Source organism: Enterobacter sp. R4-368 (assembly GCF_000410515.1).
In the GTDB taxonomy this organism is placed as follows: Bacteria; Pseudomonadota; Gammaproteobacteria; order Enterobacterales; family Enterobacteriaceae; genus Kosakonia.
Genome location: NC_021500.1, coordinates 3,700,009 through 3,716,748 on the forward strand (window position 1 = coordinate 3,700,009; position 16,740 = coordinate 3,716,748).

A 16,740-nucleotide genomic window follows, 5' to 3' on the forward strand; every position below is an offset into this window, starting at 1 on the left:
GCTTGCGGCGCAGGAGTCAACATGCCACAGCAAGTGGAAAATCAAGCCGCAGGGCAAGGGATCGTGCTGGAAAGCCTGTCGGCGGGCTACCACAGCAAGGTGATTGTCAACGACATTACGCTTTCGATCCCTACGGGGAAAATGACCGTGCTGGTCGGCGCGAACGGCTCCGGCAAATCCACACTGCTCGGCACCATCGCCCGGATGCTCAAACCGCTCGGCGGCAGCGTGCTGCTTGATGGCAAAGCCATTCATCACCAACCCACTAAAGCCGTTTCCCGCCAGTTAGGTATTTTGCCGCAATCGCCGATTGTGCCGGAAGGGCTCACCGTCTTTGAACTGGTGTCGCGCGGGCGTTTTCCGTGGCAGAGCTTTATGCGCCAGTGGTCTGAAGAAGACGAACAGGCAGTCGTTGACGCGCTAAATCTGACCGGCACTGCAGAATTCGCCCATCAAACGGTAGACAGCCTCTCCGGCGGGCAGCGTCAGCGCTGCTGGATAGCAATGGCGCTGGCGCAGCAAACGCCGGTGATCCTGCTCGATGAGCCGACAACGTTTCTCGATCTGCGCTACCAGGTGGAGATCCTCGAACTGCTACATTCCCTGACCCGCGATCATGGACGCACCGTGGTTGCGGTATTGCACGATCTCAATTTTGCGGTCAACTACGCCGACACGCTGGTGTTCCTGAAACAGGGGCGCTTACAAGGGGTGATTCACGAAGGCGATGCCTGTACCCCTGAGCTGATCAAACGCGTATTTGATGTTGATGTGCAGATGTCGATTAACCCGCTGACCGGTAAGCCCTTTTTTATGCCGTTTCGTAAACCGGACGGAACAAGCGCATGAGTAGCGTCGCGTTTTCTGCCCGCCGTCGTGCCGGGCGCGTGGGTGTGGCCTCACTGCTGCTGACACTGGTAGTGCTGGCGGCATCGGTCGCGCATCTTGGCCTTGGCGCGCGCTATATCGCGCCATCGACGGTCATCCAGGCGCTGCTGGATTTCGATCCGCGCAACTTTGATCATCGCGTCATTATCAGCCTGCGTTTGTTGCGTCTGGTGGCGGCACTGTTCACCGGTGCCGCGCTTGGCGTGGCCGGTGCGCTGCTGCAATCGGTCATCCGCAACCCTTTAGGCGAGCCGCATATTCTGGGGCTGAATTCCGGTGCCGCGCTGGCGGTCGTGGCCTGCACGGCGCTCGGCATTAGCTCCGGCGATGCCGCATTCAGCCGTCCGTTGATTGCCGCAGGCGGCGCTGCATTGCTCTTTTCGCTGGTGATGGCGCTTTCGGCTGCCGGGCGTTCGAGTTTTACGCCGATGAAGGTGACGCTGTGCGGCGTGGCGCTGTCGGCGTTTGCCTCCTCAATTACCGCAGCGATCCTGATCCTTGATGAGCAAACGCTGCTCACTATGCGCACCTGGCTGGCGGGCGATCTCGCCGGGTTGAATTGGGCACAGATCCAGCATGCGGCAATGGCCGCTGTTATCGGTTTTGCGATAGCGTTATGGCTGGCTCCGGCACTGAACATGCTGGCGCTGGGCGACAACATGGCGCGGGGTTTAGGTGTGTCGCTGATGCGAACGCGTGCATTGTCGCTGGTGGCGATTGCGCTGCTGTGCGGTGCGGCGGTGTCGGTCGCCGGGCCGATTGGTTTTATTGGCCTGGTGGTGCCGCATATGGTGCGCCGTCTCGCCGGGGATGATTTACGTGTGGTTGTGCCACTTTCGGCGCTGGGCGGCGCGCTGTTATTACTGGTGGCAGATATCGCCGCCCGCACGCTGCTGGCGCCGCAGGAACTGGCAACTGGTGTGATGACCGCGCTGGTAGGGGCGCCGCTGTTTATCGCGCTGGCGGCGAGGTTTTTCAAATGAGCAGCCTGTTGCAGCGCGCCGGATTGTGCAGCTTGCGGGTTGGTGCTTTTTCGCGCCTGCTGCGCCCGCATGTGCTGATGTGGCTTTTGGGGCTCGCCATCGTGGCGCTGGCGTTACTGCTGACGGGCGTGACACAAGGTTCGTTGCCGGTTCCGGCATCTTCTATTGGCCGTGCGTTATTTTTCCCTCAGGCGCTGAGCGGCGAGCAGCAATACGTGGTGTGGGACATTCGACTGCCGCGCGTGCTGATGGCGCTAATGTGCGGAGCGATGCTCGGCATGGCGGGGGCGGCGATGCAGTCGATCACCCGTAACGGGCTGGCGGATCCTGGCTTGATTGGCGTGAAAGAGGGGGCGAGCGTAGTCGTGCTCACGCTGGTGCTGTGCTTTCCGGCCGTTGGTGTAGTCTGGCGACCGCTGGCCGGTATGGCGGGGGGACTGCTCGCTGCCGGGCTGGTGATGGCGCTGGCGCGCGATGTTTCCCGCCCGCGCTTTGTGCTGCTCGGCATTGGCGTTTCCTGGACCTTCGCCGCCGGGATTGGCGCGTTTATGACCAACGCCGATGTGCGCGATGTGCAAACCGCGATGATGTGGCTGGCGGGCAGTCTGCATGCTGCCACCTGGCCGTTATTGATGGTGGCGCTGTGCTGGGCGGTTCCGGCAACATTGATTTTACTGGTAACCGCGCGCGCGGCGGATGTGGCGTTGCTCGGTAATCAGGCGGCGACCGGTCTGGGCGTGCGCCTTGCGCACCTTCAACTGCTGCGCTTTATCGCGCCGGTGCTGCTCACCGCCGCCAGCGTTTCTTGCGTGGGCAGTATCGGTTTTGTTGGCCTGATTGCCCCGCATATGGCGCGCTTTCTGCTGCGCGGCGGCCAACGTGCGCTGCTGTGGGGAAGCGCAATGCTGGGCGGGTTACTGGTGTTGCTGGCGGATTCGCTCGGACGGCTGGCTTTTGCGCCGCTGCAAATCCCCGCCGGGATTGTTATCTCGCTGATTGGCGGGCCGTTTTTCTTGCTGCTGCTGTGGCAGCGGCGCGATCGTTTATAACGCTTAAAGGTCTTGTATGCGCTTACTTTTTTCGCTGCTAGTGCTGGTTGGTCTGAGTGCCAGCGCCGCGGAACCGACACAGGTTTTCACCGACGATCTCGGGCGCGTGGTGACGGTACCATTGCACCCGAAACGCATTGTGTCGTTACACGATCTCGATATCACTATTCCGCTGATTGAGCTTGGCGTACCGCCGGTCGCCAGCCACGGACGGACGCGCCCGGACGGCACGCATGTGCTGCGCTCCAGCGGCATGTTGACCGGTGTCGATTTTGGCAATTCGGCGATGACATTTATTGGTTCAGCGGATATCGACATTGAAGCGGTGGCGGCGGCAAAACCGGATTTGATCATCACCGAGCCCAGTCGCAACACGCCGGTTGAGCAGTTAGCGAAAATTGCGCCCACCGTCAGCATCGATCATCTGGAGGGCGGTGCACCGGAGATCTATCGCAAGCTGGCGCAATTGACCGGTACGCAGGCGCGCTTTGCGCTCCTTGAGCGCCGTTATCATGAGCAGATCGCTGCGCTGAAAAAAACCATTGATACCAGCAAGATAACCGTGTCGGTTATTCAGGCTAACAACGGGAAAATCAACGCACTGCACAGTTATCACTCGCTGGGGCGCGTGCTGCGTGATGCCGGTTTTCGTTTTCCGCCGCTTATCGACAGCATCCCTGACGGCGGGCGCATCGACGTCAGCGCCGAGCGGTTGCCGGAACTGGATGCCGATTTCGTTTTTGCCACCTGGCGCGGCGATACCGGCGGTAAACCACAGGATGAAATGGCGGCCATGGATGCGGTGATGCCGGGCTGGTGTGATTTCCTCACTGCTTGTCGCCGCGGGCATTACGTGCTGATTTCGCGCGAAGAAGCGATCTCCAACTCGTTTGCCTCACTGAGCCTGATGGTGGCGCAGGTGCAGTCACACATTGCCGGTCGACCGTTACCGGCGGCCAGATAAGGGCGCACGATGCTGAACACCAAAAAAGCGAAAACTCGTGTGGATGTGTATGGGGAACGCTTTCGGGCGCGGGCGCATACGCTGTCGCCGCGTTTGCAGGCGGTGGCGCGGTATATCAATGAAAACCGCGAAGGGGTGCTGGAGCAAACGGCAATGGAGATCGCCGCCGCGACGCAAACCTCCGATGCCACGGTGGTGCGTGCGATTCAGGCGCTCGGTTTCGCCGGGCTTCGCGATTTGAAGCAGACGCTTGAGCACTGGTTCGGCCCGTCGATCTCCTCGGCGGAAAAGATGAGCACCACGGTGAATGCGCTCTCGTGCGACGTCAATTCCGGCATCGATTTCGTGATCGAAGGGCACCAGCATACCTGCGAAATCCTCTCCGCGCCGGATAACCGCTACGCGATTGCCCAGGCGGTGGCGCTGCTGGTCGAGGCGCGACAGGTGGCGATTTTCGGCATCGGCGCATCGGGGATCCTCGCCGAGTACGCCGCGCGGTTGTTCAGCCGCATCGGGTTACCCACATCCCCGCTTAACCGCACCGGCATTGCCCTGTCGGAGCAGCTTATCAATTTGCAGCGCGGCGATGTGCTGGTGATGATGGCGCAGAAATCGGCGCACCGGGAAGGGTTGACCACGCTGAAAGAGACGCGGCGGCTGGGGATCCCGGTGATTTTGTTGACCAACGCTGTTGATTCACGTTTTAGCCAGCAAGCCGATGTGGTGATCCACGTTCCGCGCGGCGGCGAGAAGGGCAAAATCCCGCTACATGGCACCGTGCTGCTGTGTCTGGAAATGATCATCTTGTCGGTGGCGTCCGCCACGTCGCAGCGGGCAATTAAAACGGTAAAACGCATTAATGAGTTTCACCGTGGGTTAAAACCGGGCGGGAAGAAGGGGTAAGCCTGGCAGGCTTTTAGCAGTGCAGCCCAGTCATCCGGCGGGCGATCCAATTGCATTGTTTTGCTTTTCTTCAACCCTGACGACGCCCATACCGATCAATAACCAGCGCGGCGCTGGAAGCCATCACAATCGCGAGGCTCATTTTCCACATCGCTTCATCGCCGATGCCGTCAAAGACAAACATCAGCATACCCAACACGATAGCAACGGCGGGAGAAATCCGTGGCTTAACCGCTCCAAAAAACGCGCCGGGCAGCCCGGCGCAAAAGGGTTAACTGACGCCGCCGCCCAGCGATTGCCAGAGCGTGACGCGGTTTTGCAGATCGGTTTGTTGTAGCGAAATCAGCGACGATTTCGCCGTCCACAGCGCGCGCTGCGCGGTCAGCACCGACAAGTAATCGCCGGTTCCGGCGCTGTACTGGCGCTGGGCGATATCCAGCGCTTTCTGCTCGGCAGCGACATATTCACGCTGCGCGTCGAGTTGTTCGTTGAGTGTTTCGCGCCGCGCCAGCGCGTCGGCAACATCTTTAAACGCGCTCTGAATGGTTTTCTCATAGGTCGCGATCAGCCCTTTTTTCTCTGCTTCGGCGTAACGCAACTGCGCAACATTTTTACCCCCGGCAAACAGCGGCAGCGAAATGGACGGCGCGAAAGACCACACTTGCAGGCCGTGGCTAAACAAAGAGGAGAGCGAATCGCTGCCTACCCCGGCGCTGGCGGTCAGCGAAATGGTCGGGAAGAAGTTCGCCCGCGCCGCGCCGATGTTGGCGTTCGCGCTTTTCAGGTTATGCTCCGCTTCCTGAATATCCGGGCGGCGCAGCAGCACGGAAGAAGACACGCCCGCCGGTGTCAGCGTAATGCTGTTGTCGGCAAGACTCTCCAGCGTACCCGGCAGCAGCGACTCCGCTACCGTGTCGCCCGCCAGTAAATTGAGCGCGTTTTTATCCTGTGCCACCTGCGTTTGGTAGCTGGCGACGCTGGCGCGCGCCTGCTGGAACACCGCCATGGCATCGGCGGTATCACCGGCGGCGGCCACGCCGATCTGCTGTTTACGTTTTACAATGTTCAGCGAGTTTTGCGCGCTCTCCATCGTCTGCTTCGCAAGTTCAAGATTGCTGTTATCCGCCGCCAGCGTCACCCAGGCGGTGGTGATTTCCGCCACCATGCTCAGGCGCGTGTTTTGCGCGGTGTACTCGCTGGCAAGCCAGGTTTCACGCTCTGCGCGGGTCAGACTCTGGTTACGGCCAAACAGATCCAGTTCGAAGCTGGAAACCGCGCCATCGGCTTCGGCGCTGCTGCTTAAGCCTGTGGCAACGGTGCGGCTACGAGTGCTGCTGAGCTCAGCGTTTAGCGTCGGGAACAGCGCGGCGCGGTCTTCGGCATACAACGCGCGCGCGGCATCGATGTCGGCAATCGCTTTTTGCACATCGCGGTTATGGGTCAGCGCATTGCTGACGACCTGTTTCAGTCGGCTGTCGTTAACGATCTGCTGCCAGTCGGCGGCCACGGCTTTTGCCTGGCCTTGCGCGCCCGGTAACGTCGCGGGAACGGGGGCCTGCGGGCGCTGGTAAGTCGGGTCGAGAGAGACACAACCGGCACTCAGCAGGGCGAAGAAAAGAACACTGATACGCAACATGATTACTCCTGACGTGCGCGTTTACCGGTGAACAATTTTTTCACCAGTACAAAGAACAGAGGGACAAAGAAGACAGCCAGCAGCGTCGCGGTGAGCGTCCCGCCGATGATGCCGGTGCCAATAGCGATGCGGCTGTTCGCGCCTGCCCCGGTGGCGATGGCCAACGGTGTGACCCCGGCGATAAACGCCAGTGACGTCATCATGATCGGACGCAGGCGAGTTCGCGCGGCACGCAGCGCCGCGCGTGACAAAGAGTTGCCCTGGTGTACTGCCGCTTCGGCGAATTCAACAATCAGGATGGCGTTTTTCGACGACAGGCCAATAGTGGTCAGCAGTGCGACCTGGAAGTAAACGTCATTACTTAACCCGCGCATCCACGCCGCCAGCGCCGCGCCCAGCAAGCCCAGCGGGATAACGAGGATCACCGAAAGCGGTACGGACCAGCTCTCATACAGCGCCGCAAGGCACAGGAACACCACCATAATTGAGATAGCGTACAGGCTCATGGCCTGGCCGCTGGCGAGTTTTTCCTGCAATGACAAGCCGCTCCATGCCCAGGTTGTCCCGGCGGGTAAGGCATTAGCGAGGTTTTCCATTTTGGTCATCGCCACGCCGGAGCTGAAGCCACTGGCATTCTCACCCTGAATCTCATACGCGGCGGAACCGTTGTAACGCACCAGCGTTTCCGGGCCGTATTCCCAGTGCGTGGTGGCGAAGGCTGAAAACGGGGTCATGTCGTTATTGCTGCCGCGCACAAACCATTTATCCAAATCCGAAGGTGAGGCGCGGGAATCGCTTTCCCCCTGGATATAGACCTTTTTCACGCGTCCGCGATCGATAAAGTCATTCACATAGGTGCCACCCCAGGCGCTGGAGAGTGTGTTGCTGACATCGCTCAGTGACAGTCCCAGCGCCACCGCTTTGTTGCTGTCGATATCGACTTGTAACTGCGGCGTTTCCGGCAGCGCGTTGGCACGCACGGCGGTAAGTTCGCTGCTCTGATTAGCGTTCGCCAGCAACTGATTGCGCAGTTTCAGCAACTGGTCGCGATCGGTGCTGCCGCTGGCGAGCAATTCAAAGGTGAAGCCGTTGCTTTGACCGAGGCCGTCCACCGAAGGTGGCGTCATGGCGAAGATTCTGGCGTCGCGGATGCTGCTTAACTCGCGGCTGGCGCGTTGGGCTATCGCCTGTGCGGTATTTTCCGCCCCTTTACGTTGCGACCAGTTTTTCAGTGAAACGAAGGCCATCCCGGCATTTTGCCCGCTGCCGCTAAAGCTAAAACCGGTCACGGTGAAGATGGCTTCGGTGTTGGCTTTCTCCGTGTTGAGGAACCAGTCGGTCACTTTGCTGGCCACCGCGTCGGTACGCGTGGCAGTCGCCCCGGCGGGCAGGGTGAACTGCACCATGATTTCGCCCTGGTCTTCTGTTGGCAGGAAGCTACCAGGCAGACGCCACATCACAAATGCCATGGCCGCGCAAAGTACAGCGTACGTGCCGACCACGGTAACCGAGCGGCGCAGCACGCGTAATACACCGTGTTGATACTTGTGCTCGGTATTGTTGTAAAAGCGGTTAAACGCGCCGAAGAACCCTTTTTTATGTGGCGTGCTGTGTTGCATTATCGAGCCGCAGAGCGCTGGCGTTAAGGTCAGCGCAACGATGACCGACAGCGTCATTGCCGAGATAATGGTGACGGAGAACTGGCGGTAAATTACCCCGGTGGAACCCCCAAAGAAAGCCATCGGCAGGAAGACGGCGGAGAGCACCAGCGCAATCGCGATCAGCGCCCCGGAGATTTCACCCATCGATTTGATGGTGGCTTCGCGGGCGGGCAGGCCTTCGTCGCGCATGATGCGCTCGACGTTCTCCACCACCACAATGGCGTCATCCACCAGCAGGCCGATTGCCAGCACCATAGCGAACAGCGTCAGGGTGTTGATCGAGTAGCCAAACAGCGCCAGCACGCCAAACGTCCCCAACAACACCACCGGCACTGCCAGCGCAGGAATAAGCGTGGCGCGGATATTCTGCAAAAACAGGTACATCACGCAGACCACCAGAATGATGGCTTCAATCAGCGTTTGCACCACATCTTCAATCGAGATCTTAATAAATTCGGTGCTGTCTTTCGGGTACGCCACATCGTAACCCTGCGGCATGCTGTGGCGGTATTCGGCGATTTTATCTTTCACGCGTGTCGCGGTATCCAGCGCGTTCGCGCCGGGCGCCAGCATTACCGCCAGACCGGCAGCCGGGTGGCCGTTCAGCTTCGCTGAAGCGACATAATCTTCGCTGCCCATTTCAACACGCGCGACATCTTTCACCCGCACGACAGCGCCGCTGCTCTCGCTTTTGATGATAATGTCCTGGAACTGCGCCACAGTTTGCAGACGCGACTGGGCGCGCACCGTGGCGGTGAGCTGCTGCTGACCGGAAGAGGGTAGCGCACCGATTTTACCGGCAGAAACCTGTACGTTTTGCGCTTCAATCGCGCTCTGTACATCGGATGGCATCAGCGAGTACGAGGCGAGTTTGTCAGGATCCAACCAGATTCGCATCGCGTATTCCGCGCCGAACACCTGCAAGCTACCGACACCGTTCACGCGCGCCAGCGGATCTTGCATGTTACTCACCAGCCAGTCGGCGATGTCGGAGCTGGTGGCGCGGTCGGTTTTATCGTACAGCCCCATGATCAACAGGAAGTTGCTCTGGGATTTCACCACCGTCACGCCCGATTGGGTGACTTCCGTCGGTAAGCGGGATTCCGCCTGCTGCACTTTGTTTTGCACCTGCACCTGCGCGGTATCCGGGTCGGTGCCCTGCTCAAAGGTGACGGTAATATCCACCTGACCATCGGAGCTGCTGGTAGAGGTGAAATAGAGCAGGTTATCCAGCCCGGTAAGCTGTTGTTCGATAACCTGGGTGACGCTGTTTTCCAGCGTCTGTGCCGATGCGCCGGTATAGGTGGCGCTAATTTTGATTGCAGGCGGCGCAACATCCGGGTACTGCGCGATAGGCAAGGTGCGGATCGCCAGAATACCGGCCATCATGATAAGGATGGCGATCACCCAGGCGAAAACCGGGCGGCGCACAAAGAAGCTGGAGAACATCAGGCTTTTCCTCCATTGTCTTGCGGGATCTCAACGGCTTTCACAGTCGATCCCGCAGCGACTTTATCGGTGCCTTCGACGATCAGCTTGTCGCCATTTTCCAGACCTTTCAGGACTAACCATTTATCGCCATAGGTATCGCCGGTTTCGATGTTGCGCTGCTCAACCTGATTCTGCGCATTGACCACCAGCGCAGTGGCATTGCCTTTCGCATCACGCGTGACGCCTTGCTGCGGCGCGAGGATCGCGTTTGCCATCACCCCTTCTTCCACACGGGCGCGCACAAACATCCCCGGCAGCAGTTGCTGATGTGGGTTGGGGAACACCGCGCGCAGCGTGACGGAGCCGGTGGATTCATCGACGGCGACTTCGGTCAGCGCCAGGCGGCCTTTTTCGCTGTAGGTGCTGCCATCTTCCAGCGTCAGCGTGACGGCGAGCGTGTTGCTGTCGCTGGCTAGCGCTTGCTGGCGCAGGCGCAGCAGATCGACGCTTGAGCGGGTGAGATCGACATACATGGTGTCGAGCCCGCGTACGGTCGCCAAAGCCGTGGTTTGTTCCGCCGTGACCAGCGTGCCAGGTGTGACGGATGAGATGCCAATGCGCCCGCTGATCGGCGAAGTGACGGTGGTCCAGTTCAGATTGATGCGCGCGCTTTCCAGCGCCGCTTTCTTCGCGCTCACGCTGGCTTTGTCCTGCGCGCAGGTGGACTGCGCATCGTCAGCGTCCTGGCGCGAGACGCCATCCTCTTTCACCAGTTGCGCGTAGCGGGTGGCTTTCTGGCAATCGGACGTCACCAGCGCCTGCGCCTGTTTCAGCGCGGCGTCGGCTTCATCAAAGGTGGCGCGGTAGCTGGAAGGATCGATCTGGTAAAGCGCCTGCCCGGCCTTTACCGTATCGCCTTCCGTAAACAGGCGTTTTTGAATAATGCCGCCAACTTGCGGCCGCACTTCTGCGGAGAGTGACGCGGCGGTACGCCCGGTTAACAGGCTGGTCACGGCGAGCGGCTGGCTTTTCAGGGTGACGACGCCGACTTCCTGAGTGGGGTGTTGTGCAGGTGGTATGGCGTTATCGCATCCAACCAGCGCGAATGCGGCCATCAACGTTGTAGTTATTAACTTCATGACTATTTTCCTGGCATAAGCGAAGCCTGCCCGTTATTAAAACGGGATAATAAGCAGGCGAGTTGGCGCTTATTTCCGACGGTCTGGAAATAAGCGCGGATTTATATTTGTCGGATTATTTCTTTGGCAGAAATATCATGGTGATAATTTCCTGATACAGCTCTTTTAACTGCGCCGGGTCGCATTTTTGCGGCGTTAAACGACGCAATGTCGCACCTTCCATCAGGCCAGCCAGCAATTCAACGCAGCAGCGCACCTGTTCGGCGCTTAACTGCGGATGTCGGCTCTGCATATGGTTGCAGGCATTGTTAAACATGCGGGCGTCGGCTTCGACCATCATCGCCTGAACTTGCGGGTTACGCGTCGCTTCGGCAGACATCTCCAGCATTAACGCGTCGTCATCCGGGCTAAGCGTTTGCCGCCAGGCCAGCACCTCCGGCAGGTGCGTGGTTTCGGCTTTGTTTTCCATTTCGGCGATGCGGTAGTCGATGATTCGGCGAACAATCTCCTCAATAATGGCGTCTTTACTGCTGAAATAGCGGTAGATCTGCCCGACGCTCAGCTGGGCTTCAAGGGCGATTTGCGACATGCTGGCGGCGTGAAAGCCGCTCACGCGAAAACGCCGACGGGCGGCGGCGATAATCTCATCTTTACGCTGCTGATGGCGTTGTTCCTGCGTGGTTTTCGGCGGCATCGGGAACCCTCGATTGATTGATTTTTGAGAGTGATCGTTCTCAACTATCAAATAGATTAAACGAAGTTATATTTTTCGCGTAAACATTTCCTGCGCAAATTATTGGAATTTACAAAACTTGATATTATGAAGAAATAATGAAAAACAATGGAGAAATGTGCCAGAAAATAATAGCGAAGAACGTTGCTATTAATTTGAAGAGATTGTGATGGATTGCAAATAGAGAAAACCGGCGCCATTTATCGACGCCGGTTATTTTTATGCGTTTAATCTTTTCTTTGCTGATGAATGGCCAGCCCACTTTCGCCCGGCGCAATCTCCGGGCGCAAGGTTAACGCCGGAATGGTGTAATCCCCGCCGTTTTGCTGACGGAACGGCAGCGGTGGCGTCTGCCATAACGTATCCAGCCGCTGTGCCAGTTCTTCACGGTGGGCGGCGAATCGCGCGTCATCAACGCGGCTGGTGCGATAAATCACCAGCGGCGGCAACACCGCGAAGCCCGGATAAAACAGCATGCCGTGCTGGATCGGAAACAGAATGTCGTCGATAGGACCGTTGATGCCGCGCGGGCTGTAGTGCGATTCCCAACCGCCAGCGGTAACCAGCAGCATGGCGCGCTTACCGGCCAGGCTGCCTTCACCGTAGCGATCGCCCCAGTGCGTGTCGCTGTGCTCGCCGACGCCGTAGGCAAAACCGCAGGCGTAAACGCGGTCGAACCAGCCTTTCATGATGGCGGGCATCGAAAACCACCACAGTGGAAACTGGAAAATCACTGCGTCGGCCCACAGCAGTTTGGCCTGTTCGGCGGCGATATCCGCAGATTGTCGGCCCTGTTCGAAGGCGTGTTTTGAATCTGCCGACGGATTGAAAACGTCGCCAACGGGCGCATCGAGGCTGTCGTTTGCGTCGAGCGGCGCTTTCCACTGCATGGCGTACAGGTCGGAAACCTCGACGTGGTGACCTGCTTTTTCAAGATGCTGCACGGCGAATTCTTTCAGCGCGCCATTCAAGGAATGCGGCTGCGGATGGGCATAAACAATCAAGACATTCATAACAACTCCCGGCAATAAGATTGAAGCTGCAGGGTAGGTGAAGCGCAGATATAGTAGAAATTAATTGCTGATATCACAGGTATAGCCATGATTAATCTCAACCGTCTGGATCTGAACCTGCTGCTGACGCTTGATGTCCTGCTCCGTGAACACAATGTCACGCGCGCGGCGCAGCGGCTGAATCTTTCCCAGCCTTCGGTGAGTGTGCAACTGGCGCGGTTGCGTGAGATCTTTGACGATCCGCTGCTGCTGCCCGGCCCGCGCGGTATGCAGCCGACAGTACGGGCGGACGAGTTGCGCGAACCGTTACGCCAGGCGCTGGAAGCGCTGGAGCGCGCGGTGTCGCCAGTCAACGCGTTTGACCCCGCCCGCGCCAGTGTGACCTGGCGCATTGCGGCGACGGATTACACTGAATCGGCGGTGCTGCTGCCGCTGCTTGGCACTTTGCGTCGCGACGCGCCCGCCAGCCGCCTCGCGGTGTTTGAGCTTAACCCCGGCCAGATTAAGCGCCAGGCCGAGCAGGGCGATATCGATCTGTTCTTCCATTTGCGTGAAGGTGCGCCGGCGTCGCTGCACCAGCGGTTATTGTTCACTGAGCGCTATGTGCTGGCCGGCCGTTTAGGCCATCCGGCGCTTAAACGTCGCCCGTCGCTCAAACAGTTCTGCCAGCTGGAGCATGTGATTGTCTCGCCGGATGGCGGTGGTTTTCAGGCGGCAACGGACGACGCGCTGGCGGCTCGCGGGTTAACGCGCAATGTGGTGCTTTCGGTGCCGCACTTCCTGTTTATGCTGGATGCGCTGGCGCGCACGGATTTGGTCGCCGTGCTGCCGGAGCGGCTTGTCGCCACCACTGGCGCGTTGCAGGTGGTTGATCCACCTCTTGATCTGCCGGGCTTCGACATGCTGATGCTCTGGCATGAGCGGCTGCACCGCGATCCCGGACATAAATGGTTGCGCCAGCAGGTTCTCGCTGTGTTGGCAAACGCCGACAGTATTAACTCTCGTTAATGCGTATGTGAGAATAATTCTCAACATTATTGAAGCGCATCAGGGCGAATGGTAAGGTGTAGGCCGTTTCGCCCGCGCATGGGTTGAGGGTTCGACAGATAGCGATGGCTGCCGTCTATGCAAAAAAGACACTTTTCAGTTGAAGACTTTATTGGTTTTGGCGAGCGTTATGGGATTGATTACCGCTTCCCGTCGCTGACAACCGGTCTTTTCAGTCAGGCGCAGCGCATTGTGATTCAGGGCGATGTTGAAGAGATGACGCTCTCTTCTGGCATCAACCTTACTCGTTCTGACATTCGCGTTCTGCAACCTTATGAAACGACCTCGCTGCACAGTTGCCCGCTCTACATGCTGGTGGTGCTGGAAGGCAGCGTGATGCTGCGCCTGAACGGGGAAGAGTTTGTCGTGCGCGCCGGCATGGCGTTCACCTCGCGCCTGAGCGAGCACCAGGTGATGAACGCCAGCCATCTGGCGGATTGCCATCTGCGCACATTATCACTTGGCGTCGATCCGGAAAGCTGCTGGCAATCACCGCTCCTCAGCGCACTTTTACAACAGTGGGAAGCGCATGGTGCCCCGACCTTTTTATGGCAGGTGCCGGGCTTTTTACTGTCAGGTTTACAGCAAACGCAGCAAGCCTCACTGCCTGCGCTCTCCCGCCAACTGATGCTGGAAGGCGTGATGCTGCAACTGCTGGGCAACGCGCTGTCGCAGCGCATGCAGGGGCAGGAGAGACGCCGCCCGGTTCAGTGTGGTGCACAGCAGAGGCTGGAAAATATACGCCGTTTGCTGGAACAGCACCCCGAAAAAGAGTACACCCTGGCAGCACTGGCGCAGCTGGCGGCGATGAGCGCCAGCAGCCTGCGCGTGAAGTTCCGCCAGGCGTACGGCCACTCTGTGTTTGATTATCTGCGCGACTGCCGTCTTGAACTGGCGCGTCGCTATCTGGCGGAAGGCTACAGCGTACAGCAGGCCGCGTGGATGTCCGGTTATCAGCACGCCACCAACTTTTCCACCGCGTTTCGCCGCCGCTACGGTATGGCACCCAGCGAAATCCGCGCCTCCTGATTTTCTCCTGTGTAGACCAGCGTTGCCGATGCGTGCGCGATTTTATCATCGCGCATACGTGAATCATCACTGCGCATAGCTATCGGCGAATTCAAAAGGGTAATAATTCTTATTTACAATAATAATGGCTTCTGGAGATTTTCATGTTCGCAAAAACGCGACTGGCGCTGATGATTGGCTGCATAACCGGCGGGATGAGCGTAACGGTGATGGCGCAAGAGACCCCCCCCGGCAACGATACCGTGGTAGTGACTTCACAAATGCAAAGTGGCGCGACCAAGCTGGAGACGCCGGATATCGAAACACCGCAGGCGGTATCGATTGTCACCCGCCAGCAGTATGAAGAGCAGGGGGCAATCAGCGTGCGTCAGGCGGTGAGCTATACGCCGGGTGTCTACAGCAACCAGATTGGCGCATCCAACCGTTTTGACTATATCGTGCTGCGTGGTTTTTCTGACGGTAGCCTGGATAACGTCTATCTTGACGGGCTGAAAATGATGGGTGACACCAACTCTCACAGCTCGCTGGTTATCGATCCGTGGTTCCTGGATAGCGTGGAAGTGGTGCGCGGCCCGGCATCCGTGCTGTATGGCCGTTCATCGCCAGGCGGTATTGTGGCGCTGAATTCGCGCAAACCATCGTTTGATCCCGGCGGCGAAGTGAAGCTGTTTGCCGGAAATAACAACCAGCGCGGCGCGGCGTTTGATGTCACCGGCCCGGTGGATGATAACGACCGGGTGGCGGTGCGTTTAACCGGTATGACGCGCTATGCCGATTCGCAGTTTGACCACCTGAAAGAGCAGCGTTACGCCATTGCGCCGAGCCTGACCTGGCGTATTACCGATCACACGCGCCTGGAGCTGATGGCTTACCTGCATCGCGATCCCGAAGGTGGCAGCCACTCCGGTTTGCCGTATGAAGGCACCGTGGTGCCGCACGCGGGCAAGAAAATTTCCAACACTTTCTTTGAAGGCGAAGACGATTACGACAACTATGATCGCCGCGAAAATATGGTCGGTTATAACGTTGAACACGCCTTCGACAGCGGCTGGTCGGTGCGCCAGAAACTGCGCTACCTGCACACCACCGTCGATCTTAACCAGGTGTACGCTGCCGGATGGCTGAATGATACCGAACTGAACCGGGGGTACTCCGGCTCGGATGAATCGCTCTCAGCGGTGACGCTGGATAACCAGATCGATGGCAGCATTGATACTGGCGTTATCAACCATCGCTTGCTGTTTGGCGTGGATTATCAGCGTCGCAGCAATAATGTCACCGCCTCTACGGGCGACTTCCCGGCGATCGATGCTTTCCACCCGGTTTATGGTGCCGATCCACTGTCGATCAGCGTTTATAGCCGCGAAAAGCACAAACTTGAGCAGACCGGGATCTACATCCAGGATCAGATGTCACTCGACAGATGGCGTCTGACGCTGGGCGGTCGTCACGATCAGGTGAAGATCACCAACGTCAATAAGATCAACGACACCAGCGATACGCTGGATAAGAACCACTTCAGCAGCCGTGCGGCGCTGATGTACCTGTTTGATAGCGGTTTTGCGCCCTATGTCAGCTACTCAACCGCGTTCACGCCGACCAGCTTTACCGACGAGTACGGCAAGATCCTGCAACCGATGAAGGGCAAACAGTGGGAAGCGGGGCTGAAGTTCCAGCCGGAAGGCTCGCAAACCATGTACAGCGCGTCGGTGTATCGCATCAATCAGGAGAACATCGCCACCAAAGTGGAGCCGACCGATCCCTACCGTTCCATTGGCGAGATCGAATCCGAAGGTGTGGAACTGGAAGCGGTGGGGCAACTGACGGATAACCTGCGTTTGCAGGCTGCTTACACTTACAACGACATTCGCTACAAGAAGAGCAGCGCGCAGGAGCAGGGCAACCGCGCAGTGTACGCGCCGCGTAACCAGGCAAGTGCGTGGCTCAGTTATGACGTGAAAGAGGGGGCGCTGAACGGGCTGACCGTCGGTTCCGGCGTGCGCTATGTCAATGGCATCACCTCCGATCGCCAGAACACGCACACGCTGCCGTCTTACACGCTGGTTGATCTGGCGGTGGGTTATGACCTGAGCCATGTGGGACTGAAAGGGTTGAGCGCGCAGGTTAACGTCAACAACCTGACTGACAAACGCTATGTCGCGGCGTGTAACTCACTCTCTTACTGCTATTTCGGTGCGGAACGCAGTATCGTCGGCAGCCTCTCGTACCGCTTCTGATGCAGAGATTTCGCCCGGCTTTGCGCC

13 protein-coding genes are annotated in these 16,740 nt (G+C 58.5%); 8 read left to right on the forward strand and 5 right to left on the reverse strand.

The genetic code is table 11. The features are described 5' to 3' along the window. Positions 1-21 precede the first annotated feature (21 nt). The 5 genes from H650_RS17290 to H650_RS17310 are packed head-to-tail and all read left to right on the forward strand — an operon-like array spanning position 22 to position 4,787. Positions 22-849 (forward strand): ABC transporter ATP-binding protein, encoded by an 828-nt coding sequence (locus H650_RS17290; RefSeq protein ID WP_020456393.1) that lies wholly within the window; start codon positions 22-24, stop codon positions 847-849. After that, positions 846-1,871, forward strand: a complete 1,026-nt coding sequence (locus tag H650_RS17295) for a FecCD family ABC transporter permease (RefSeq protein ID WP_020456394.1) — start codon at positions 846-848, stop codon at positions 1,869-1,871. The genes H650_RS17290 and H650_RS17295 overlap by 4 nt, the downstream gene beginning before the upstream one ends. Beyond that, positions 1,868-2,920, forward strand: a complete 1,053-nt coding sequence (locus H650_RS17300; protein ID WP_020456395.1) for a FecCD family ABC transporter permease — start codon at positions 1,868-1,870, stop codon at positions 2,918-2,920. The genes H650_RS17295 and H650_RS17300 overlap by 4 nt, the downstream gene beginning before the upstream one ends. A 16-nt stretch (positions 2,921-2,936) precedes the next feature. Continuing rightward, positions 2,937-3,884 carry an iron-siderophore ABC transporter substrate-binding protein gene (locus tag H650_RS17305; protein ID WP_020456396.1) on the forward strand — a complete coding sequence of 316 codons (948 nt, stop codon included), beginning with the start codon at positions 2,937-2,939 and terminating at the stop codon, positions 3,882-3,884. A 9-nt stretch (positions 3,885-3,893) separates the two neighbouring features. Then, complete coding sequence (locus H650_RS17310) at positions 3,894-4,787, forward strand: MurR/RpiR family transcriptional regulator (protein WP_020456397.1); 894 nt, start codon at positions 3,894-3,896, stop codon at positions 4,785-4,787. A gap of 271 nt (positions 4,788-5,058) precedes the next feature. Here H650_RS17310 and H650_RS17315 read toward each other — a convergent pair whose 3' ends face one another. From H650_RS17315 to H650_RS17335, 5 genes are all read right to left on the reverse strand, one after another. Further along, positions 5,059-6,423, reverse strand: a complete 1,365-nt coding sequence (locus H650_RS17315) for an efflux transporter outer membrane subunit (RefSeq protein ID WP_020456399.1) — start codon at positions 6,421-6,423, stop codon at positions 5,059-5,061. 2 nt (positions 6,424-6,425) lie between these two features. Further along, a complete protein-coding gene (locus H650_RS17320; protein ID WP_020456400.1) occupies positions 6,426-9,533 on the reverse strand; it encodes an efflux RND transporter permease subunit in 3,108 nt (1,035 codons plus the stop codon). Further along, a complete protein-coding gene (locus tag H650_RS17325; RefSeq protein WP_044489555.1) occupies positions 9,533-10,654 on the reverse strand; it encodes an efflux RND transporter periplasmic adaptor subunit in 1,122 nt (373 codons plus the stop codon). Before H650_RS17325 ends, H650_RS17320 begins: the two co-directional genes overlap by 1 nt. A gap of 115 nt (positions 10,655-10,769) precedes the next feature. Beyond that, entirely contained in the window at positions 10,770-11,348 is a 579-nt protein-coding gene (locus H650_RS17330; protein WP_020456402.1) for a TetR/AcrR family transcriptional regulator, read from the reverse strand. A 266-nt stretch (positions 11,349-11,614) separates the two neighbouring features. Next, the gene (locus tag H650_RS17335) at positions 11,615-12,400 is read right to left on the reverse strand and encodes an NAD(P)H-dependent oxidoreductase (RefSeq protein WP_020456403.1); all 786 of its coding nucleotides are present in this window, start codon (positions 12,398-12,400) and stop codon (positions 11,615-11,617) included. Between the two features lie 87 nt (positions 12,401-12,487). Here H650_RS17335 and H650_RS17340 point away from each other — a divergent pair, with 87 nt between their 5' ends. The 3 genes from H650_RS17340 (at position 12,488) to foxA (ending at position 16,713) form a co-directional block, all read left to right on the forward strand. After that, complete coding sequence (locus H650_RS17340; protein ID WP_020456404.1) at positions 12,488-13,408, forward strand: LysR family transcriptional regulator; 921 nt, start codon at positions 12,488-12,490, stop codon at positions 13,406-13,408. A gap of 117 nt (positions 13,409-13,525) precedes the next feature. After that, positions 13,526-14,476, forward strand: coding sequence for a helix-turn-helix domain-containing protein (locus H650_RS17345; protein WP_020456405.1), 951 nt, complete (start codon positions 13,526-13,528; stop codon positions 14,474-14,476). Between the two features lie 143 nt (positions 14,477-14,619). Further along, positions 14,620-16,713: a ferrioxamine B receptor FoxA gene (gene foxA, locus H650_RS17350; protein WP_020456406.1), complete on the forward strand. Its 2,094-nt coding sequence runs from the start codon at positions 14,620-14,622 to the stop codon at positions 16,711-16,713. Positions 16,714-16,740: the final 27 nt, after the last annotated feature.